Here is a 16379-nt window from a genome sequence, read left to right on the forward strand (position 1 = left end):
CGGTCGTCGGCGGTGGTGAGCGAGTCCTCGGGATAGTCGGCCAGCAGCTCGCAGGCACTGTCGGGAGCCTGCAAGATGAGCGAGTCGATGGCAACGAGCGACGGCCGGTCGGCACGGCTGCCGCACGACACCAAGCAAGCCAACACAAGGGCTGCCGACACAAGCAATATGCAACGCATGGCTTTCACTAGTGCAAAGATAGTGATTTCCTTTTACTGAAAGAAATTATCCAGAATTAAAAGAAATTATTTTTTCTCTCATTGGTCTCTGTGCCTCAGTGGGAGATAGAATTATCCTTTGTCGGTGATGTGTTTTAGCCACTGGGCTAAGGGCATGGAGATGGGGCCAAACTCTGCGTTGCGCGTTGCCATGATGCGATCGTTAAGGTCGTGGAGCAATGGTGCCGCTCCGTGCTCGCCATGCTTGGCAATGATGGCCTGGGCCTCGGGCATCACTTCCTGCGTGGCAGCGGCAGCATTACACTGCATGAGGTAGCTGCGCCAGTAGAACCAGTGGGCAAGGTCATACACGCCGCGTGCCTCGGCCTCGTCGTTGAGGTCCACTCCTGTGAGCATGGTGAGCTCAACCGGCACTGGGGCATGCTCGTAGTCGAAATCAAGCACCTCGTGCACGGCACGCGCCAGCAGCAGCAACTCCTCGCCGTGGGGCGACAATGCATGATCGACCTCTGCACTGCAAGCAAGCGTGTACCAGATGAGGTAACGCAGGTCATCCACATTGAGTTCGTAGTCGATATAGTCGTCGCCAGGCGTGTAATGCGGCAGCGGCGTGCCATGCTGCTCGCGGTGCAGCTTGGTGAACGTGCGCCACAAGCCGGCATCGGCAACTATATCCTGATAGTAACCGATAATCGCCAGCACCACCCTCTCGCGCACGCGATCGTCTATATCAACGAGAGCGCCGCAACTATCCCACGCGCGTCCCACGTGCACTGCTATCACATAGTAGTACTTATCGGTGTCGCTCACCTGCGGATAGCCTGGCTGCAACTTCATGAATTCCCTTACTTGAATGTCCATCCTATTCTTGGTTATTAAAATAAGGCTGCCTTTCACCGTTGAAAAGCAGCCTTGCATTGTGAGCCACGAGCGGGACTCGAACCCGCGACCTTTTCGTTACGAATGAAATGCTCTACCGACTGAGCTATTGTGGCTAGTGCGACCCTACACTTCGAGCCGCTTTATTTTTTTCATTTGCAAAGGTAACACTTTTTTGTCACCCATGCAAGCAAGTCACAGTACCGACTGCTTGCTGAACGTGATTTTCACATTAGCCTTGTCAAGACGCAACCTTGCTATCGCCGGCACCGATACCTGCGGAGCGATCTTTGTCACCGTTGCGGTGGGATTGCTCTGGTAATAGTAATAGTAAGACGACGAGTTGTCAGTATAGATGGTCACATCCATAGGAATGATAGTGAAATAGGTGTCGGCCTCTGGTGCTATGCCGCCTTTGTTTTTGATGATGTCAAGCACATACTCACGCATGTTATTAAACACATAAGACTTTTTCTTGGCATTATACTCGGCATAGAACGAGTCCTTGCTATTGGTCAAGCTGTCGCCCTCTATGAATTTATTTTTCATGTCGGTCTTCACCATTAGCAGGTATTTGGGAGGAGCGATGGAGTATTCGTTCTCTATTTCCTCGGCAGGAACTTCAAGCGATAGTTTGTTGATTACCGACATTGAGCCCTTCGATGCTTTTTTATAAGCATCGATAATGTCCTGAACGGGGAAATGGGCTTTCACTTCATATCCAGCGGGAGCCATCACCAGCGCTTCGCCACTGGCAACGCGGTCTTTAACCGACTTGTCTATCTCGAGCGAGATGATGTTGTTCATTATCACCTCGGGGGTCGAAGCGAGGTAAGCCTGCTGCACGCCGCTATAAATTGTATCGGTGGTATCGCTAAGCTCGGCATGCTTGCGGTAGAACACACGGAACTCTGTGTCGGTGAAGTTCATCACACGGCCGCTGCCGAAGCTGTTGGTTATCAGCAAGCCAGGGAAATATTTAGCAAACTCCTTGGGAGAGCGGAAGACCTCAGGGCTCTCGCAATATTTGGTGAAGAGCTCGCGGGCATAGTCGGTGGGCATGGGCACCTCTACCTCGCGGTGATAGATGTAGGACATTGAGTTAGAGTCAAATTCCTTGCATATCGTCGATGAGCTCAACGAGTAGGCAGCCGAAGCCATCAGATCCTCCTCGTCATAGTAGCCCTTGGGATCAAAATCACTGTAGATGGGCGAAGGAAGAGCCTTGTTCAAGCGATACACGTTGAGTTTCATCGGGGCAAGTGTGTCGCCGGTGAAAGCACCGGTCACGGGCAGCTTGAACACCAGTTTGCACGAGTCGAGCCAGTGAATATTAGTTCCCACGGTGTCAATGGCATAGGTGGGCATGAACTGCGTCACGATCTGCGACGACAGCTTGCCATAGCCATCGCTCTTGATTGCACCCAGCAACTGAACGCTGGTGCGCGACAGCAGGCTGTTGTTTTCGACCGACTGCCCTGTGATAGTAAAAGAAGAATCCTCAATAATCGCAAGCCGAGTATCACTGATTGATGTGCCGATAGTGTCGTCGGCACAAGAGTACAAGCCAAATACCACCGCTAGCGCGAGCAATACATTGAGTGCTTTTTTCATATTCAATATTTTCTTGTTACACGCCTGCACCGCTTGACACAGCCGCAGGCGTCACTTTTGTTTCTAGTTAGGTTAAAGTGTTTTGTAGAACTCCAGGCATTTTTCCACAAACTGGGGTCCTTCCTCGTAGGGGAGGAAAGGCAGACCTGTGGCGCGAGCCATGTCCAGTATCTCGGGATTGACGTTAGCGCTGTGCTGCACCACTGCGTCGCAGTATCTCAAGGCAAGTTTGGTGAGAGCCTTGAAGTCAACGGGTTTGTCCAGGATATCGGCAACCACCTCGTCGCTCATGCCGTCCATCTTGAGCTTCACGCCCATGCGTGCATCGAGCGGCTGGGCAAACTCATCATCCCACAGCGAATAGACGATCTTTGCATCGCGGAACGAGGGATCGTCATTAAACAGCTCGCGCATGTAAACCATCGCAAGCGCAGTGATCCATCCGCAGCAATGTATCACCGACGGGGTCCAACGCAGCTTGCGCACGGTCTCGATAACGCCGCGCACAAAGAAGATGCTGCGCTCGTCGTTGTCGTCGGGCGAAGTGACAGTCTCCAGTTCCTTTGTAAGGCCGTGAGCGAAATAATCGTCGTTAAAAATAAAATAAACCTGTGCACGAGAGGGCAGCGTGGCCACCTTGATGATGAGGGGGTGATCGCTGTCGTCAATTATCAGATTCATTCCCGAGAGCCTTATCACCTCATGCAACTGGTTGCGACGTTCATTGATCAAACCATATTTAGGCATAAACGTACGAACCTGAACACCAAGTTCCTGCATGCCTTGCGGCATGTCAAATCCCATCTTCGACATCGGCGTGTCGGGAAGATAGGGGGCAATCTCTTGCGAAATGAATAATACTTTATCTACATCCATATATGTTATCCATTGTGTAACAACACTGTTGCGAGGCACAATTTTTTCTTTCACTGCACTATATCACGCACAGGGCCACGCTTTGCTATGTTATTGTGTATATATGTTGCAAAGTTACTACTTTTTTTGCACTTTTCCCAACCACAAGACCCTAAAACCTTAATTTTTAACCATATTTAGTGTATTTATCTAAATAATTATTTCCATTTTCAATAAAATCAATTAACTTTGCATTTGGGTTTATAATAGGCGTTTGCCCGAACTACTAAAATTAATCAATAACTGAACAATGAAAAAATTCATACTTTTATCTTGTGTGTTACTGTCCTTGACCAGCTGCGAGGCCTTGCTCAACAACCTGAACAAGAACCGCGATGACCAGCACACATCTACCGGCACAGTTTATAACACCAGCAACCAGCATGACAACCATTACTACAATAACGGTTACAACAATGGTTACAATAACGGCCACAACAGCAGCGGACAGCATGTCACCCAGAACACTGGCAGCAATGCACCAGGGCAACACGTGACACAGACGGGCAACAACGCCACCGGTTACTACACAAATCCCAACCAGGGACCTGGCAATCACTACAACGGACAACCGAACTACAACAACCACAACGGACAATTGAATCACAACGACCGCTGGGACGACACGCGCCGTCCTGTGGTGGGCGACATCGTGCAGTCTCTACCCGACCGCAACGTGAAGACAGTGACAGTCAATGGCGAGAAACTCTATCTCTACCAGGGCATCTACTACAAGGCCATCCGCACTAATTCAGGTACCGCCTACAAGGTTGTGGGTCATCAAAACTAAATAGCCAGAAATACTAGATAACCATCTAGACAACCTAGAAAAAACCACGATTGCCAGCTGGCAACCGTGGTTTTTTATTGTATTTCCTTCGCGTGAGTGATTAGAACTCTGCGTTATTGGGAGTGCGGGGGAAGGGGATGACGTCGCGGATGTTCTGCATGCCAGTCACGAACAGGATGAGGCGCTCGAAACCGAGACCGAAACCTGCGTGGGGGCATGTTCCGTACTTGCGAGTGTCAAGATACCACCACATATCCTTTGCGGGGATGTTGCGGCGCTCTATCTCGCTGTTGAGGATATCGAGGCTCTCTTCACGAACCGATCCGCCGATAATCTCGCCTATCTGCGGGAACAGCACGTCGGTGCCCTGAACGGTGCGACGCTCTTCGGGCTCGTTGTTCTGCTTCATATAGAAGGCCTTGATCTCGCGGGGATAGTTATAGAGGATAACCGGTTTCTTGAAGTGTGTCTCCACGAGATAACGCTCGTGCTCGCTTGCAAGATCGCCGCCCCACTGAATGGGGAATTCAAACTTCACGCCACTGGCAATAGCCTCCTCAAGAATCTTGATGCCCTCGGTGTATTCGAGGCGTACAAAGTCACCAGCAATGATGCCCTCAAGACGCTCGATGAGCTTGTGCTCTTTGTCGATCATCTTGTTGAGGAACTCAAGGTCGTCTTTGCAGTTGTCAAGCGCCCACTTTACGCAGAACTTGATGAAGTCCTCCTCCAGGTCCATGAGACCGTTGAGTTCAAGGAAAGCAACTTCGGGCTCAATCATCCAGAACTCTGCCAGGTGACGAGGGGTGTTGCTCTTCTCGGCACGGAATGTGGGGCCGAAAGTATAGATAGCACCCAGCGCAGTTGCAGCAAGTTCGCCTTCGAGCTGGCCGCTCACTGTGAGCGAGGTCATCTTGCCGAAGAAGTCGTCATCATATCTGATTTGTCCTTGCTCATCCTTTTCGAGCTTATAGAGGTTCTTGGTGGTCACCTGGAACATCTCGCCTGCACCCTCGCAGTCGCTTGCTGTGATGAGGGGAGCGTGGAAGTAGAAGTAGCCATGCTGGTGGAAATAAGTGTGCACAGCCATCGCCATGTGGTGACGAATGCGGAACACGGCACCGAAGGTGTTGGTGCGCAGACGCATGTGGGCATGCTGACGCATATACTCAAAGGTCTGGCCCTTCTTCTGCATGGGATAATCATTGGGGCAAGTGCCATACAGTGTTAAGTCCTTGCATTGAAGTTCCACACTCTGGCCCGCGCCCTGGCTCTCAACCAGCGTGCCCACTGCTCCGATGCAAGCACCTGTGGTGACATTCTTGAGCAGTTCTTCATCAACCTGCGAAGGATCTACCACAATCTGGAGTGTCTTGATTGTAGAGCCGTCGTTAAGGGCGATGAAATGCACGTATTTATTGCTGCGATGCGAGCGCACCCATCCTTTAACACACACTTCCTGTCCCACGAGAGCAGGATTAAATATGTCAACAACTTTCGTTCTTGAAATTTCCATACTAAATGTAGTATTGTTTTTTTTGATTATTCAAAACTTCCTTGCTTCAAGAAGTTCACTTCTTCCTGTGTGAGGTAGCGCCAGCGTCCGCGGCTCAGGTTCTTCTTGGTAAGACCTGCAAAGTACACGCGGTCAAGCTTCACTACGTGATAACCGAGGTGCTCAAAGATGCGGCGCACCACGCGGTTGCGGCCTGAATGGATCTCGATGCCGGCCTGCTTGCGATCGTTAGCGCTCACATAGCTCACTGCATCGGCGTGGATGAGTCCGTCCTCGAGTTCTACGCCGTCGGCGATGTGCTGCATGTCTTCCTCGGCGATGGGCTTATCGGTCCACACCTGGTAGATTTTCTTCTTCACATATTTGGGGTGAGTGAGTTTAGAAGCCAGGTCACCGTCGTTGGTGAGCAGGAGCACACCTGTGGTGTTGCGGTCAAGACGGCCCACGGGATAGATGCGTTCCTCGCATGCACCCTTCACAAGGTCCATCACGGTCTTGCGGCCATTGGGATCGTCGCTTGTTGTGACGCAGTCTTTGGGTTTATTGAGCAGGATGTAGCACTTCTTTTCAGTAGTGACAACCTTGTCGTTATATTCTACGATATCCTTGGGAGTAATCTTCACTCCGAGTTCGGTAACGGCCTCGCCGTTAACCTTTACAAGCCCCTTCAATATCAGTTCGTCGGCCTCACGACGTGAGCACACGCCTGCATTTGCCATGAACTTGTTGAGGCGAACCTGCATGTTGGGATCGAGCATGGGCTCGTCATATTCAACTGGCTGGGGACGAGGAGTGAATCGCATCTGCTGGCGGGGTCCCATGTTGCGCTTGGGCTGCTGGCGCTTGTAGCCGCCCTGCTGGTAACCACCTTGCTGGTAACCTCCCTGCTGATAGCCGCCCTGGCGCTGGTAGCCGCCCTGACGCTGCTGGTAACCACCCTGACGGTAGCCGCCCTGCTGACGATAACCGCCCTGCTGGCGATAGCCGCCCTGACGCTGGTAGCCACCCTGACGCTGGTAACCGCCCTGACGGTAATTGCTCTGCTGATAGCCAATCTGCTGGTAACCCTCGGTGCGTTCGGTCTGCTGTCCTGCACTCTGGGATTGTTCTGTTGTGTTTTCTCCTACCATTTCGGGGTTATTGTAACGCTGCTGATAACCGCCCTGCTGGTAGCCACCCTGGCGCTGCTGGTAACCGCCCTGACGCTGATAGCCACCCTGGCGCTGGTAACCGCCCTGACGCTGCTGATAACCACCCTGGCGATAGCCGCCCTGGCGCTGGTAACCGCGCTGCTGGTAACCTCCTTGGTGACGGGGTTGATAACCTCCTTGATACTCAGTTGATTCCAATGATTGCTCGCCGCGATGTTCACGGCCATAGCCATTCCCTTCAAATTGAACCTGATTGTTACTTTCGTCAAGGTTAACCTTAGACTCGCCTATGCGAGGCCTCTTGGGTTTCTTTTCAAAATTCTCTTCCATAGTTCTAAATAAATTAATTTTGGTTTTTTTCAGGCCTCTCGGCCATCTTTTTATATTTCTTAATGTTTTACTCGAATTCGATCGCAGTAATATTTCTCATACTAAACACTACAAAGTTACAAAAAAACTTTGTCTCTCAACAATAAAAAACTCTCTTTAATGCTTTTTTAACAAATTATGTGTCAGCTGCGCCAACTATATCTCACTGATTGAACTTGTCAAGGACGCGTTTCACGCACTCGCGCACCTCCTTGCAATCCTGGGCAGAGAGCTTGGGCGAATCAAACTTGATATCGACCGGCGATTCGTTGAAGATAACAGCATACTCCATGCACGATGCCATATAGGTGCCCCTGAACGAGGGGTGGCACTCGTCGTTATGCAGTTTGCCTGCCAACTCGGCACCGCCACGCTCATAGTGGTCCTGGTTGCCCAGCCCCACGGGCACAAGCGTGATGCCACATTCCTGGGCCAGCGCCAGGCAGTTGCGGTACAGTATATCGTTTTGCTCGGCATACTTGCCGCCGTCAAACGCGTTATTATACCCCCAGTTCATGGTGAGGATAATCTGCACGTCGGGATTAGGGCAGTTGCGTCTGATGTAGTCAACCCAGTTGTGTACGCTCGCACGGAACCACTCATAGTTTGCCCTGGGCAAGCGGCTCTGTTCCTGCAACACGATGTGTGTCCACGGATGTGTGCGCACCTTGTACTTCGCCGTGTACTCACCCTTGGCATTCACCGAGTCACCTTCTTCCCAGTGGCGCAGCAAGGTGCGTCCCAGCAGCGTGTGCATGGTCCACTTGGCGTCTTTTCCTTGTCCGGCGGCAATGGCATTGAATATTGAGTCCTGTTTGTTCACATAGATGAGGCTGTTGTTGATTGACAGCACCTCCACATGTTCAGGCACAAAGCGACTCTTCACGATGTAAGCCGGATAAGTCAGCGGCCTTGCCAGCACCGAATCTTGAGCCGGCGAGTGCTGCATCTCCTGCGGAATTTTCGATTCAGGTTGAGCCACCACAACCAAGCAAGACACAGCACATAACAGTGCAAATAAAACCCTTCTCATATCAAAAATATTTAGTCATCGAAAAAAAATGAAAAGTCATCGTCATCGTAGCGAAGCGCATCGTTAATACCCCGTATAGCTGTGAGGCGTGAACTGTTTCAATTCTTCCTTCACCTCATCGCTCACTTCAAGCGTCTCGATAAAAGCCGCGATTGCGGGACCATCGACCACAGCGTTAGTGCGAGTGAGTGCCTTGAGCGTCTCGTATGGGTTAGGATACCCCTCGCGACGCAGCACGGTCTGTATCGCCTCGGCCACCACGCTCCACATGTTGTCAAGGTCGGCATTAATGGCGTCCTCGTTAAGAATCAGTTTGTTAAGTCCTTTGAGTGTGCTCGCAAGCGCTATCATCATGTGGCCAAATGGCACACCCACGTTGCGCAGCACGGTCGAGTCGGTCAAGTCACGCTGCAAGCGGCTCACCGGCAACTTGTGGGCAAGGTGTTCAAGCACCGCATTGGCAATGCCCAGGTTACCCTCGCTGTTCTCAAAGTCAATGGGATTCACCTTGTGAGGCATAGCGCTCGACCCCACCTCTCCGGCTTTGATCTTCTGCTTGAAGTAGTTCATCGAAATATACATCCAGATATCGCGGTCGAGGTCGATGAGAATGGTGTTGATGCGCTTCATCACATCGAATAGCGCAGCCATGTTGTCGTAGTTAGAAATCTGCGTGGTCCACTCTTCACGCTTCAAGCCCAGATTTTCTTCTAGGAACTTGCGGCCAAATTCGCGCCAGTCATACTGCGGGAACGCTGCCAGATGGGCATTGAAATTGCCCGTGGCACCGCCAAACTTGCCACTCATGGGCACTGCGTCGAGATGATGCATCTGTTGCTCAATGCGATACAGGAACACCCGCAGTTCTTTTCCCAGGCGGGTGGGCGATGCCGGTTGTCCGTGAGTCTTGGCCAGCATGGGCACATCCTGCCACTCGTCGGCATGGACACCCAGCCACTCGCACACGTCGAGCAACGCAGGCATGATAACCTCTTCCACTGCGTCCTTTATCGACATGGGCACCGAGGTATTGTTGATGTCCTGGCTGGTGAGACCAAAGTGGATAAACTCCTTGTACTCCTGCAGCCCCATCGCGTCAAACTTCTCCTTGAGCAAGTATTCCACTGCCTTCACATCGTGGTTAGTAACACTTTCTATCTCCTTCACGCGCTGGGCGTCTTCGAGAGTGAAATTACGGTAGATGTCGCGCAGCGGCTCGTGCACGCTTGATGGCACCTTTTCCAACTGCGGCAACGGCAACCGGCACAGCGCCAGGAAATACTCTACTTCTACTTTAACACGATAGTTGATTAATGCCGCTTCCGAGAAGTAACGGCTCAAGACGTTTGTTTTGCTGTTATATCGTCCGTCAATGGGCGACACAGCGGTGAGGGGAGTCAAGTTCATATATCTAGTATAAATTAATTTTCCCTTATTTTTTGCAAAGATACTCAACAAACGCCACCTAAACAAGAAAAACAGCCCATAAAAAACAAAAAAAAGATGACGACGCTTCACAGCGGCGACATCTCCTTCACATTATTTATTATGTGCCCTAGGAAAAAATGATTACTGCAAAATTAATATTTTTCCATTATTCATGCAAGTGGTCGCTGCATGTTACGATTTTATTTCAATCATAATCAGTTTACCTTTAACTGGTTAGACAACTTATTAAATACACCTTTAACATCTTTTATGTTAAATTTTAATTCACCTCCTGTGGTTTTCAGTACCAATATCCTGCAATCGTCCTCCATGAGCCGCAACAGGTCTTCCCACTGGATGTGATAGTAACGGGTCACGTAGGTTATATCGCCGTTTTTGAACCTGCGTCGCTTGATGTCACCACGGCGCACACGGTCGGCTGCCACGAGATTCACCCTTCCTGCATTCTTCATCACAAACGTCACCTCTTCGCCCGTTCCGGGCGCAGCGTCCTCATAGGTGAGCGCCACGACATAGGTGTCGCGGCCCAGGCTGTCAACTCCCGCGACTAGCCCGCAGCGGCACGATGTGAAATAAGTGTCAAACAGCGTCACCTCACTCGTGCGCTTATACTCGCGCAGAAGTCCGGTTCCGGCATGACAACACTGCCCCACGGCTATGAGTGACAAAGCCACAATCGCCAGCTGTCTCACTACAATTCTCAACATCATTCTAATATAAATATGTGTAACTTGCTATTAACAATACAAAATTAAGAAAAATAACTCTACAAAACACTTTTTTTCAAAAAAAACTCGCAAAAGTTTTGCAGATATAAAAAAAAAGCAGTAACTTTGCATCGCTTTTGGAAAGCAAGGGTGCTTAGCTCAGCTGGTTCAGAGCATCTGCCTTACAAGCAGAGGGTCGGCGGTTCGAATCCGTCAGCACCCACCAAAGCAACAAAAGGTTGAAATTCAAGCAAATGCAAGAATTTCAACCTTGTTTTTTTAGGTAAATTCAACCCGTTTTTTGCTTAAAAAAAAGCCAAAAAAGGTTGCAAAAAGGTGTATTTTGGAGGAAAAAGTTGCAATTTGCGTGCAAATTTTGTGCAAGTGTTTTTCAAAAAAATCACTATTTGGAACAATGAGGCTAATTTTTTCAAAAAAATGGCAACAACCAAAATTTATCTAGACACTCGTGCAGTAAAACCTGGCAATCCTGCCAGACTCAAACTTTCCATCTGTCACTTTCGTTCGAGGGTATTGATTCCATTAGAAGCAAAAGTCCTACCATCTCAGTGGGACGATGCTAAAGGAAAAGTCATCAAGCATCCAGACCAGATGCGTTTGAACATTTATATCTCTCGTTCAAAAGAAAAAGTGGACTCTTTGCTGCTTGGACTTGCAAATGAAGGAGTGCTCGCAACATGTACTATTGCCGAGATAAAACAGTATATTATCGACATACTTAATCCAAAGTTGGCAGAAACGAGAGCAAGAGAAGCAGAAAACAAGAAAAAGTTCTCATACCAATACAAGGAGTTTGCAAACAAGCATACCGAGAACACCATGAAGATATACATGCACACGTATTCTCGACTAAGTGCGTTTGCAAAAGAGAACGACATCGACCTTGAAAATATTTTGTTTGAGGATGTTACACGTGAGTGGTTGTCAAACTTTGATGCCTACCTTGCAAAAACATCTCCTTCTCAAAATGCTCGCAACGTGCACCTGCGCAACATTCGGGCAGTCTTTAACGAGGCGATAAGCAATGAGGTTACAACAGCTTATCCTTTCCGCCGTTTTAAGATTAAGCCCATAGCCACACGCAAGCGTTCGCTAACTGTTGATGAGCTGCGCACGTTATTCAACTATCCTGTACAGGAGTACGCCCGTGTTCATCGTGACATGTTCAAGTTGATTTTCATGCTGATAGGCATCAATGCCGTGGACTTGTGTCACTTGAAAGAGATAGTCAATGGTCGCATTGAATACTCTCGAGCTAAGACACACCGCCTATATAGTATTAAGGTGGAGCCCGAAGCGCTGGAGATCATCAACCGTTACAAGGGTCAGGATTGGTTAATCAATGCTCTGGATCGATACACCAGTCACCAAGACTTTATCAAGCACATTAACAAGGCATTAAAGAAGATTGGACCTATGAGACGTCTTGCAGGACGAGGCGGTAAGTGGGAGATTGAGCCTCTATTCCCTGAATTGTCTACATATTGGGCACGTCACAGCTGGGCTACGATAGCGGCATCACTTGATATCCCAAAGGATACAATAGCACACGCATTGGGACACGGAAATTCAACGGTTACAGATATTTACATTGACTTTGACCAAGATAAAGTTGATAGAGCAAATCGTAAAGTTCTCAACTGGGTTCTATACAAGAAAAAGAGCGCTTCCTATAGCGTTCCCAAGGGTGTTTCCCGTAGTGCTTCCAAAGGTGTTTCCCATAGTGCTTCCCCTATAGAGTGAAAACAGCGCTGAAAGCACTGTATTTACTAGAGTTTTCAGCGCTTCCCCATTCGCTTCCTTTTGCGCTTCCCATTGCGCTTCCCATTGTGCTTCCTTCTGCGCTTCCCTATGCGTTTCCCCGTGTGCTTCCCTACCCGATTCTTTTTATCCCTGAATTCTCCAGAACTCTCCTTTGATTTGTTGGCTACGACCTGACTCGGTGAAGGTCGCAGTCAGTTTTTCACAAAGGTACTTCTTGCCGTTGATAAAGAAAACCGAGCGGATGTTCGGGATCGAGTCGGCAAGGAACGAGAACTTGTATTTCCTTCGGGTGTCTATTTTGTGGGTGCTGAACCGCATCATTCCGTTGTTGCGGTTGATGCGCAACGAGTAGTGGGGACGGAAGATTGTGCCGTCATGACGGACAATCACGCTGTCGGTGTAAGGGTGCGGATGCTTCCCCGTTGCTTCCACTGCTCCGTCCCAGAAAGCGACAAAGATCTTGGAATAGTATTCCACGGCTTTGTCATGCTCGCCGTTCTCGAGTTCCTGCACGAGATAAGGCTGGATGAGTTCGCCCTCCTCGGCAGTCTGTATCACACTGCCTATCCGTTCCCCGTCGGGATTGGGCTCGTTGTAGGACGAGAAAGCGAGAAACAGGCAGTTTCCCTGGTTCTCGTCAAGTTCATCAATCCAAGCAGGTATAAAATCAAGAGTGATTGCCTTTGCATCGTCAGAGTCATTGACGATGTGGGCCCCGAACTGATTGACTGGTTGCAGGCAGCAGTGGTACTCATTGATTTTATAATTGTAGACATTGTGGTACTCGTTGCCGTCCACATATTCCACCTCCTCCCTCGATTCGATGACAGGCACATTCTTGTAGGCACGGATGAGGAAATAAGTGTCCACATCCCGGGCATAGAACAGTTTATTCATCCCCATGTTCCTGCCATAGGAACGGATGACCGAGTACTGACGTGTAGCCGCCACGAGTTGCGATAGCATATCGTAGGACTGCACTCGTCCGTTCCGTATGCAGTCCTCCACGAACCAACGGCAGGACTCGTACTTCCACATCTCATCACTGCGTTCTGCATACTCTATGTTCTGCGCCTCCCGGTACTCGCACTTGTCATCTTCCTCTTGGTTGATGCTTGCCGAGTAGTCATTGAACACCGACTGCAGCTCGACAGGATCTGCACAGGCAATGACGTCACGGGAGAAGGCGAAAGTGATTTCCTTCGCCTTGTGGTTGATGTCAAATTCGCAGTTGAGAAAGAGTTCAAGTTTCTCGAAGAACTCCGCTACTGTCCAGTGCGGAAGTGCACGGGCGAACTGCGGGATTTCCCATGCGGCAGGCAGAGTGTTGCAGATGAGCAGATAGAAGTAATCTGTCTGCTCCCACTCCGTAAAGTCATACGAATAGCCGAGAGCCTGGCATATTCGCTTGACAATAGTGATGAGATACGGTTGCCACGAAAGTGCATCCGTCTCGGGATCCCAATTGCATATCCATTGGTTGTAGCGGTCCTGCGTAAAGACCACATTATTCTGAATGTTGCCCGAAGCATCATTCACCCACGGCAGAGCGACAGCGTCGCCCACCACCCATATAGAGGGAGGCGTGACTTGTGACGGCAGGGTTGCCGGCCAGGAACCAAGGTCGAGTTCGTTGATATAGACCTTGTCAAAAGTCTCATTGAAGTTCTGCTCGCTTCGCCCCTCGAGGAACTGAGTCTTGACCTCGTTCTCGTTAAGCTCAGTTATGGCGATAGAGCCAGTCTTGTAGAAACTGCGGTCGCGAATCTCGCAGTCAAAAACAACCTTGCGAGCGTCCACATCGGTTCGGTTGATGTCACCGAAGATGGCAAGGTTCTGCGGACAGCCTCTCAACGGAAAAGTCATTTCCATTGTGTAGGCGTCGCTTCCCGTAAAGTAGCGGTTCTCGATGATGTACTCAAACGAAGTTCCCTTTTTGAGTGCAGCAGGTTGTCCATTGATGATTATTTCCATTATCGTCTTGATTTAGGTGATTTGTTCTTCATTAACTTCTCATAGTTCTCCTGCGCTTTCTTGATGCCAGCGTCGCCTGTGACAGTGTTCACTGTGACGAAAGGTTCGTCAAGACGCTGCTTCAATTCGGCAATGACGGCAGAAAGTTCCTGCATCGAGGCACCGCCTTGTGCGGAGTTGGGCACGGCTTTGGGCGATGCCACTGCACCTGCGGTTGGCGTTTGCAGACTTGCGATCGCCATGGGTGCAGTGATGGAACGTGACACATCCTCCTGCCGGATTGAACCGATGGTGTTCGTTCGTTGTGCATAGTCAAGCATATTGACGATGGCACGCGCCTGCGGGTTGGCAAGCAGTTCCTGCGACGCCACCCATTCGCCGGCATGCACGACACCGACTTCCTCATACTTGCCGCCCTTCGGGGTGAAACCGCCCTCGGCATATCCCTGCGCATCCGCAGCCTGTTGCTGCTTCTTGATTGCTGCAACTTGGATGGCACCGGCGGCTACAGCCATTGCTGCCGCGATAGGTGCCAGGATGTAGCCCACTACCGGCACAGCAGCCGCAGAACCGTAGGCATTCAGCGCATTCTGTGCCGTCTGTGCAACCGCTTGGATAACTTGCATTGCAAACATCTTGCGGTTCGCCTCTTTCTTGGTCTTGGCGATTTCCGCCTCCCTTGCTTTCTCCAACTGGGCAACTTTGTAGGAATTGCCCTCTGCACGGGAAATCTCATGGTCGTAGCGTTTCTCTATTGCCGCAGTTTCAATTTCCATTTCCGCCTGAACGAGCGAAGAAAGTTGAGAGAATATGCTCGACATTCCCGAAGTAAGCACCTCGACGCTTTTCACAACAGCCTGCCCGCCGTCACCGTTGAGCCAGTCAAGCGCATCCTTGTTCCATCTGCGGAGGGTGTTCTTATCCTCCTCTGAACCCATCTGGTTGTATTTCACTTTAAGAGCCAGCTTTGCCTTTTCGTAGGCTTCTTCAATGCGAAGTTTTTCCTCCGCGTTGTCCCCGGCGGCATTCAGCTCTGCCTGATACACCGCGTCAAGGTTCGTCATTGCCTCATTGTAAAGGGCTAGGTTTTCCGATGCACTGTTGCCGAAGAACTCGTCTTTGATTTTCTTCAGTTCCTCCTGATGCTTGCGTTCGGCTTCTTGCGCTTCTTTCTGCTTCTTCTGCTGGTCGGCAATGAGTTTGTTGCGGTATGCCTCGTTGGCAGCGAGGTATTCGCTCCATGCCTTTTCATCCACATCGGGCTTTTCGGAATAGAACGCCTCCTGCATGTTGTGGAGGATTTCGCCAGCCTTGCCGTCGGCAGACACGTCAACGGCAATGACCAAACCCTTGTCATCGGCAGCAAGAATATCCTCTGCTCCCTGCAGTGTCTTGGTCACATACTCCTTCAACTCTTTCTCCGAGAGCACCGAGCCGTCGGGCAATATGGGGGTTACTAGGATTTCTTGCACCTTGCCGTCAGCATCCTTGATGCCGTACTGGCTACTATAAAGGGTGGCATACCCTTCGCCCTCCTTGGTCGGGTTTCCTTTCCATCCCGCTTTGGTCAGTTCGTAGGCATCGATGTTCTTACGGTTGAGCAGATCGACGTTACCGATGAACTGCGTCTGCATCATTTCTGCCGCCTGCCGTTTCGTTTCCTCCCAGTCAGTGATTGGCTTCAGCGCCTGCTCATTGTAGATGTCACGGATGGCTTTCAGGTGTTCAAGTTCAATACGCTGCATCTGCTCGTTGTAGGCTTCGGTAGTCAGCAGTCCGTCAAGGTACTGCTGCTGCACTTCCGACTTGCGGATAGTGTAGTACATGTTTTCTTCCTCGACTGATTGTTTGTTGGCGGCTTCCGTCTGCTTGCGCAGAGCCTCATACAACTGTGCCTCGATAGTGACCCTTTCGTTTGCGGTGAGGTCGGCATGCTGTAGCTGCTTCCTGTAGAACTCTTCCTCGATTTCAAGCATCCGGTTGGTGTAGTCCTCGTAGTTCTTCTGCCCGGTCGCGTA

11 protein-coding genes, 2 tRNA genes and 1 pseudogene are annotated in these 16379 nt (G+C 50.3%); 3 read left to right on the forward strand and 11 right to left on the reverse strand.

The features are described from left to right. Positions 1-290: 290 nt before the first annotated feature. The 4 genes from ACKI3C_RS03995 to ACKI3C_RS04010 all read right to left on the reverse strand — a co-directional run bounded on the left by ACKI3C_RS03995 (position 291) and on the right by ACKI3C_RS04010 (position 3548). Complete coding sequence (locus ACKI3C_RS03995) at positions 291-1040, reverse strand: DUF3843 family protein (RefSeq protein ID WP_407402287.1); 750 nt, start codon at positions 1038-1040, stop codon at positions 291-293. Between the two features lie 61 nt (positions 1041-1101). Continuing rightward, positions 1102-1174 (reverse strand) — tRNA-Thr (locus tag ACKI3C_RS04000). Between the two features lie 79 nt (positions 1175-1253). After that, entirely contained in the window at positions 1254-2672 is a 1419-nt protein-coding gene (locus tag ACKI3C_RS04005; RefSeq protein ID WP_407402289.1) for a DUF4270 family protein, read from the reverse strand. A gap of 72 nt (positions 2673-2744) precedes the next feature. Then, positions 2745-3548 (reverse strand): glycogen/starch synthase, encoded by an 804-nt coding sequence (locus tag ACKI3C_RS04010; RefSeq protein ID WP_407402291.1) that lies wholly within the window; start codon positions 3546-3548, stop codon positions 2745-2747. Positions 3549-3837: 289 nt separating this feature from the next. Between ACKI3C_RS04010 and ACKI3C_RS04015 the strand changes: the two genes are divergently transcribed. Continuing rightward, entirely contained in the window at positions 3838-4377 is a 540-nt protein-coding gene (locus tag ACKI3C_RS04015; protein ID WP_407402293.1) for a hypothetical protein, read from the forward strand. Positions 4378-4477: 100 nt separating this feature from the next. On the opposite strand, the gene asnS is transcribed toward ACKI3C_RS04015, so the two are convergent. The 5 genes from asnS to ACKI3C_RS04040 form a co-directional block, all read right to left on the reverse strand. After that, the gene (asnS, locus tag ACKI3C_RS04020) at positions 4478-5893 is read right to left on the reverse strand and encodes an asparagine--tRNA ligase (RefSeq protein WP_407402295.1); all 1416 of its coding nucleotides are present in this window, start codon (positions 5891-5893) and stop codon (positions 4478-4480) included. A gap of 26 nt (positions 5894-5919) precedes the next feature. After that, entirely contained in the window at positions 5920-7374 is a 1455-nt protein-coding gene (locus ACKI3C_RS04025) for a pseudouridine synthase (RefSeq protein WP_407402297.1), read from the reverse strand. A gap of 202 nt (positions 7375-7576) precedes the next feature. After that, positions 7577-8446, reverse strand: coding sequence for a DUF4886 domain-containing protein (locus ACKI3C_RS04030; protein ID WP_407402299.1), 870 nt, complete (start codon positions 8444-8446; stop codon positions 7577-7579). A 63-nt stretch (positions 8447-8509) separates the two neighbouring features. Further along, complete coding sequence (gene purB / locus ACKI3C_RS04035) at positions 8510-9853, reverse strand: adenylosuccinate lyase (RefSeq protein WP_407402301.1); 1344 nt, start codon at positions 9851-9853, stop codon at positions 8510-8512. A gap of 236 nt (positions 9854-10089) precedes the next feature. Beyond that, positions 10090-10605, reverse strand: a complete 516-nt coding sequence (locus ACKI3C_RS04040; RefSeq protein WP_407402303.1) for a hypothetical protein — start codon at positions 10603-10605, stop codon at positions 10090-10092. Positions 10606-10750: 145 nt separating this feature from the next. Between ACKI3C_RS04040 and ACKI3C_RS04045 the strand changes: the two genes are divergently transcribed. Together ACKI3C_RS04045 and ACKI3C_RS04050 are read left to right on the forward strand one after the other, a co-directional pair. Then, positions 10751-10828, forward strand: a tRNA-Val gene (locus tag ACKI3C_RS04045). A gap of 212 nt (positions 10829-11040) precedes the next feature. After that, complete coding sequence (locus ACKI3C_RS04050; protein ID WP_407402305.1) at positions 11041-12366, forward strand: phage integrase SAM-like domain-containing protein; 1326 nt, start codon at positions 11041-11043, stop codon at positions 12364-12366. A 144-nt stretch (positions 12367-12510) separates the two neighbouring features. Here ACKI3C_RS04050 and ACKI3C_RS04055 read toward each other — a convergent pair whose 3' ends face one another. Further along, positions 12511-14361 (reverse strand): hypothetical protein, encoded by a 1851-nt coding sequence (locus ACKI3C_RS04055; protein WP_407402307.1) that lies wholly within the window; start codon positions 14359-14361, stop codon positions 12511-12513. Next, positions 14361-16379: pseudogene (locus ACKI3C_RS04060) on the reverse strand (phage tail tape measure protein); the annotation flags it as partial. The gene ACKI3C_RS04055 and the pseudogene ACKI3C_RS04060, both read right to left, overlap by 1 nt.

It is taken from the genome of Sodaliphilus sp., from assembly GCF_045598405.1.
Lineage (GTDB): Bacteria > Bacteroidota > Bacteroidia > Bacteroidales > Muribaculaceae > Sodaliphilus > Sodaliphilus limicaballi.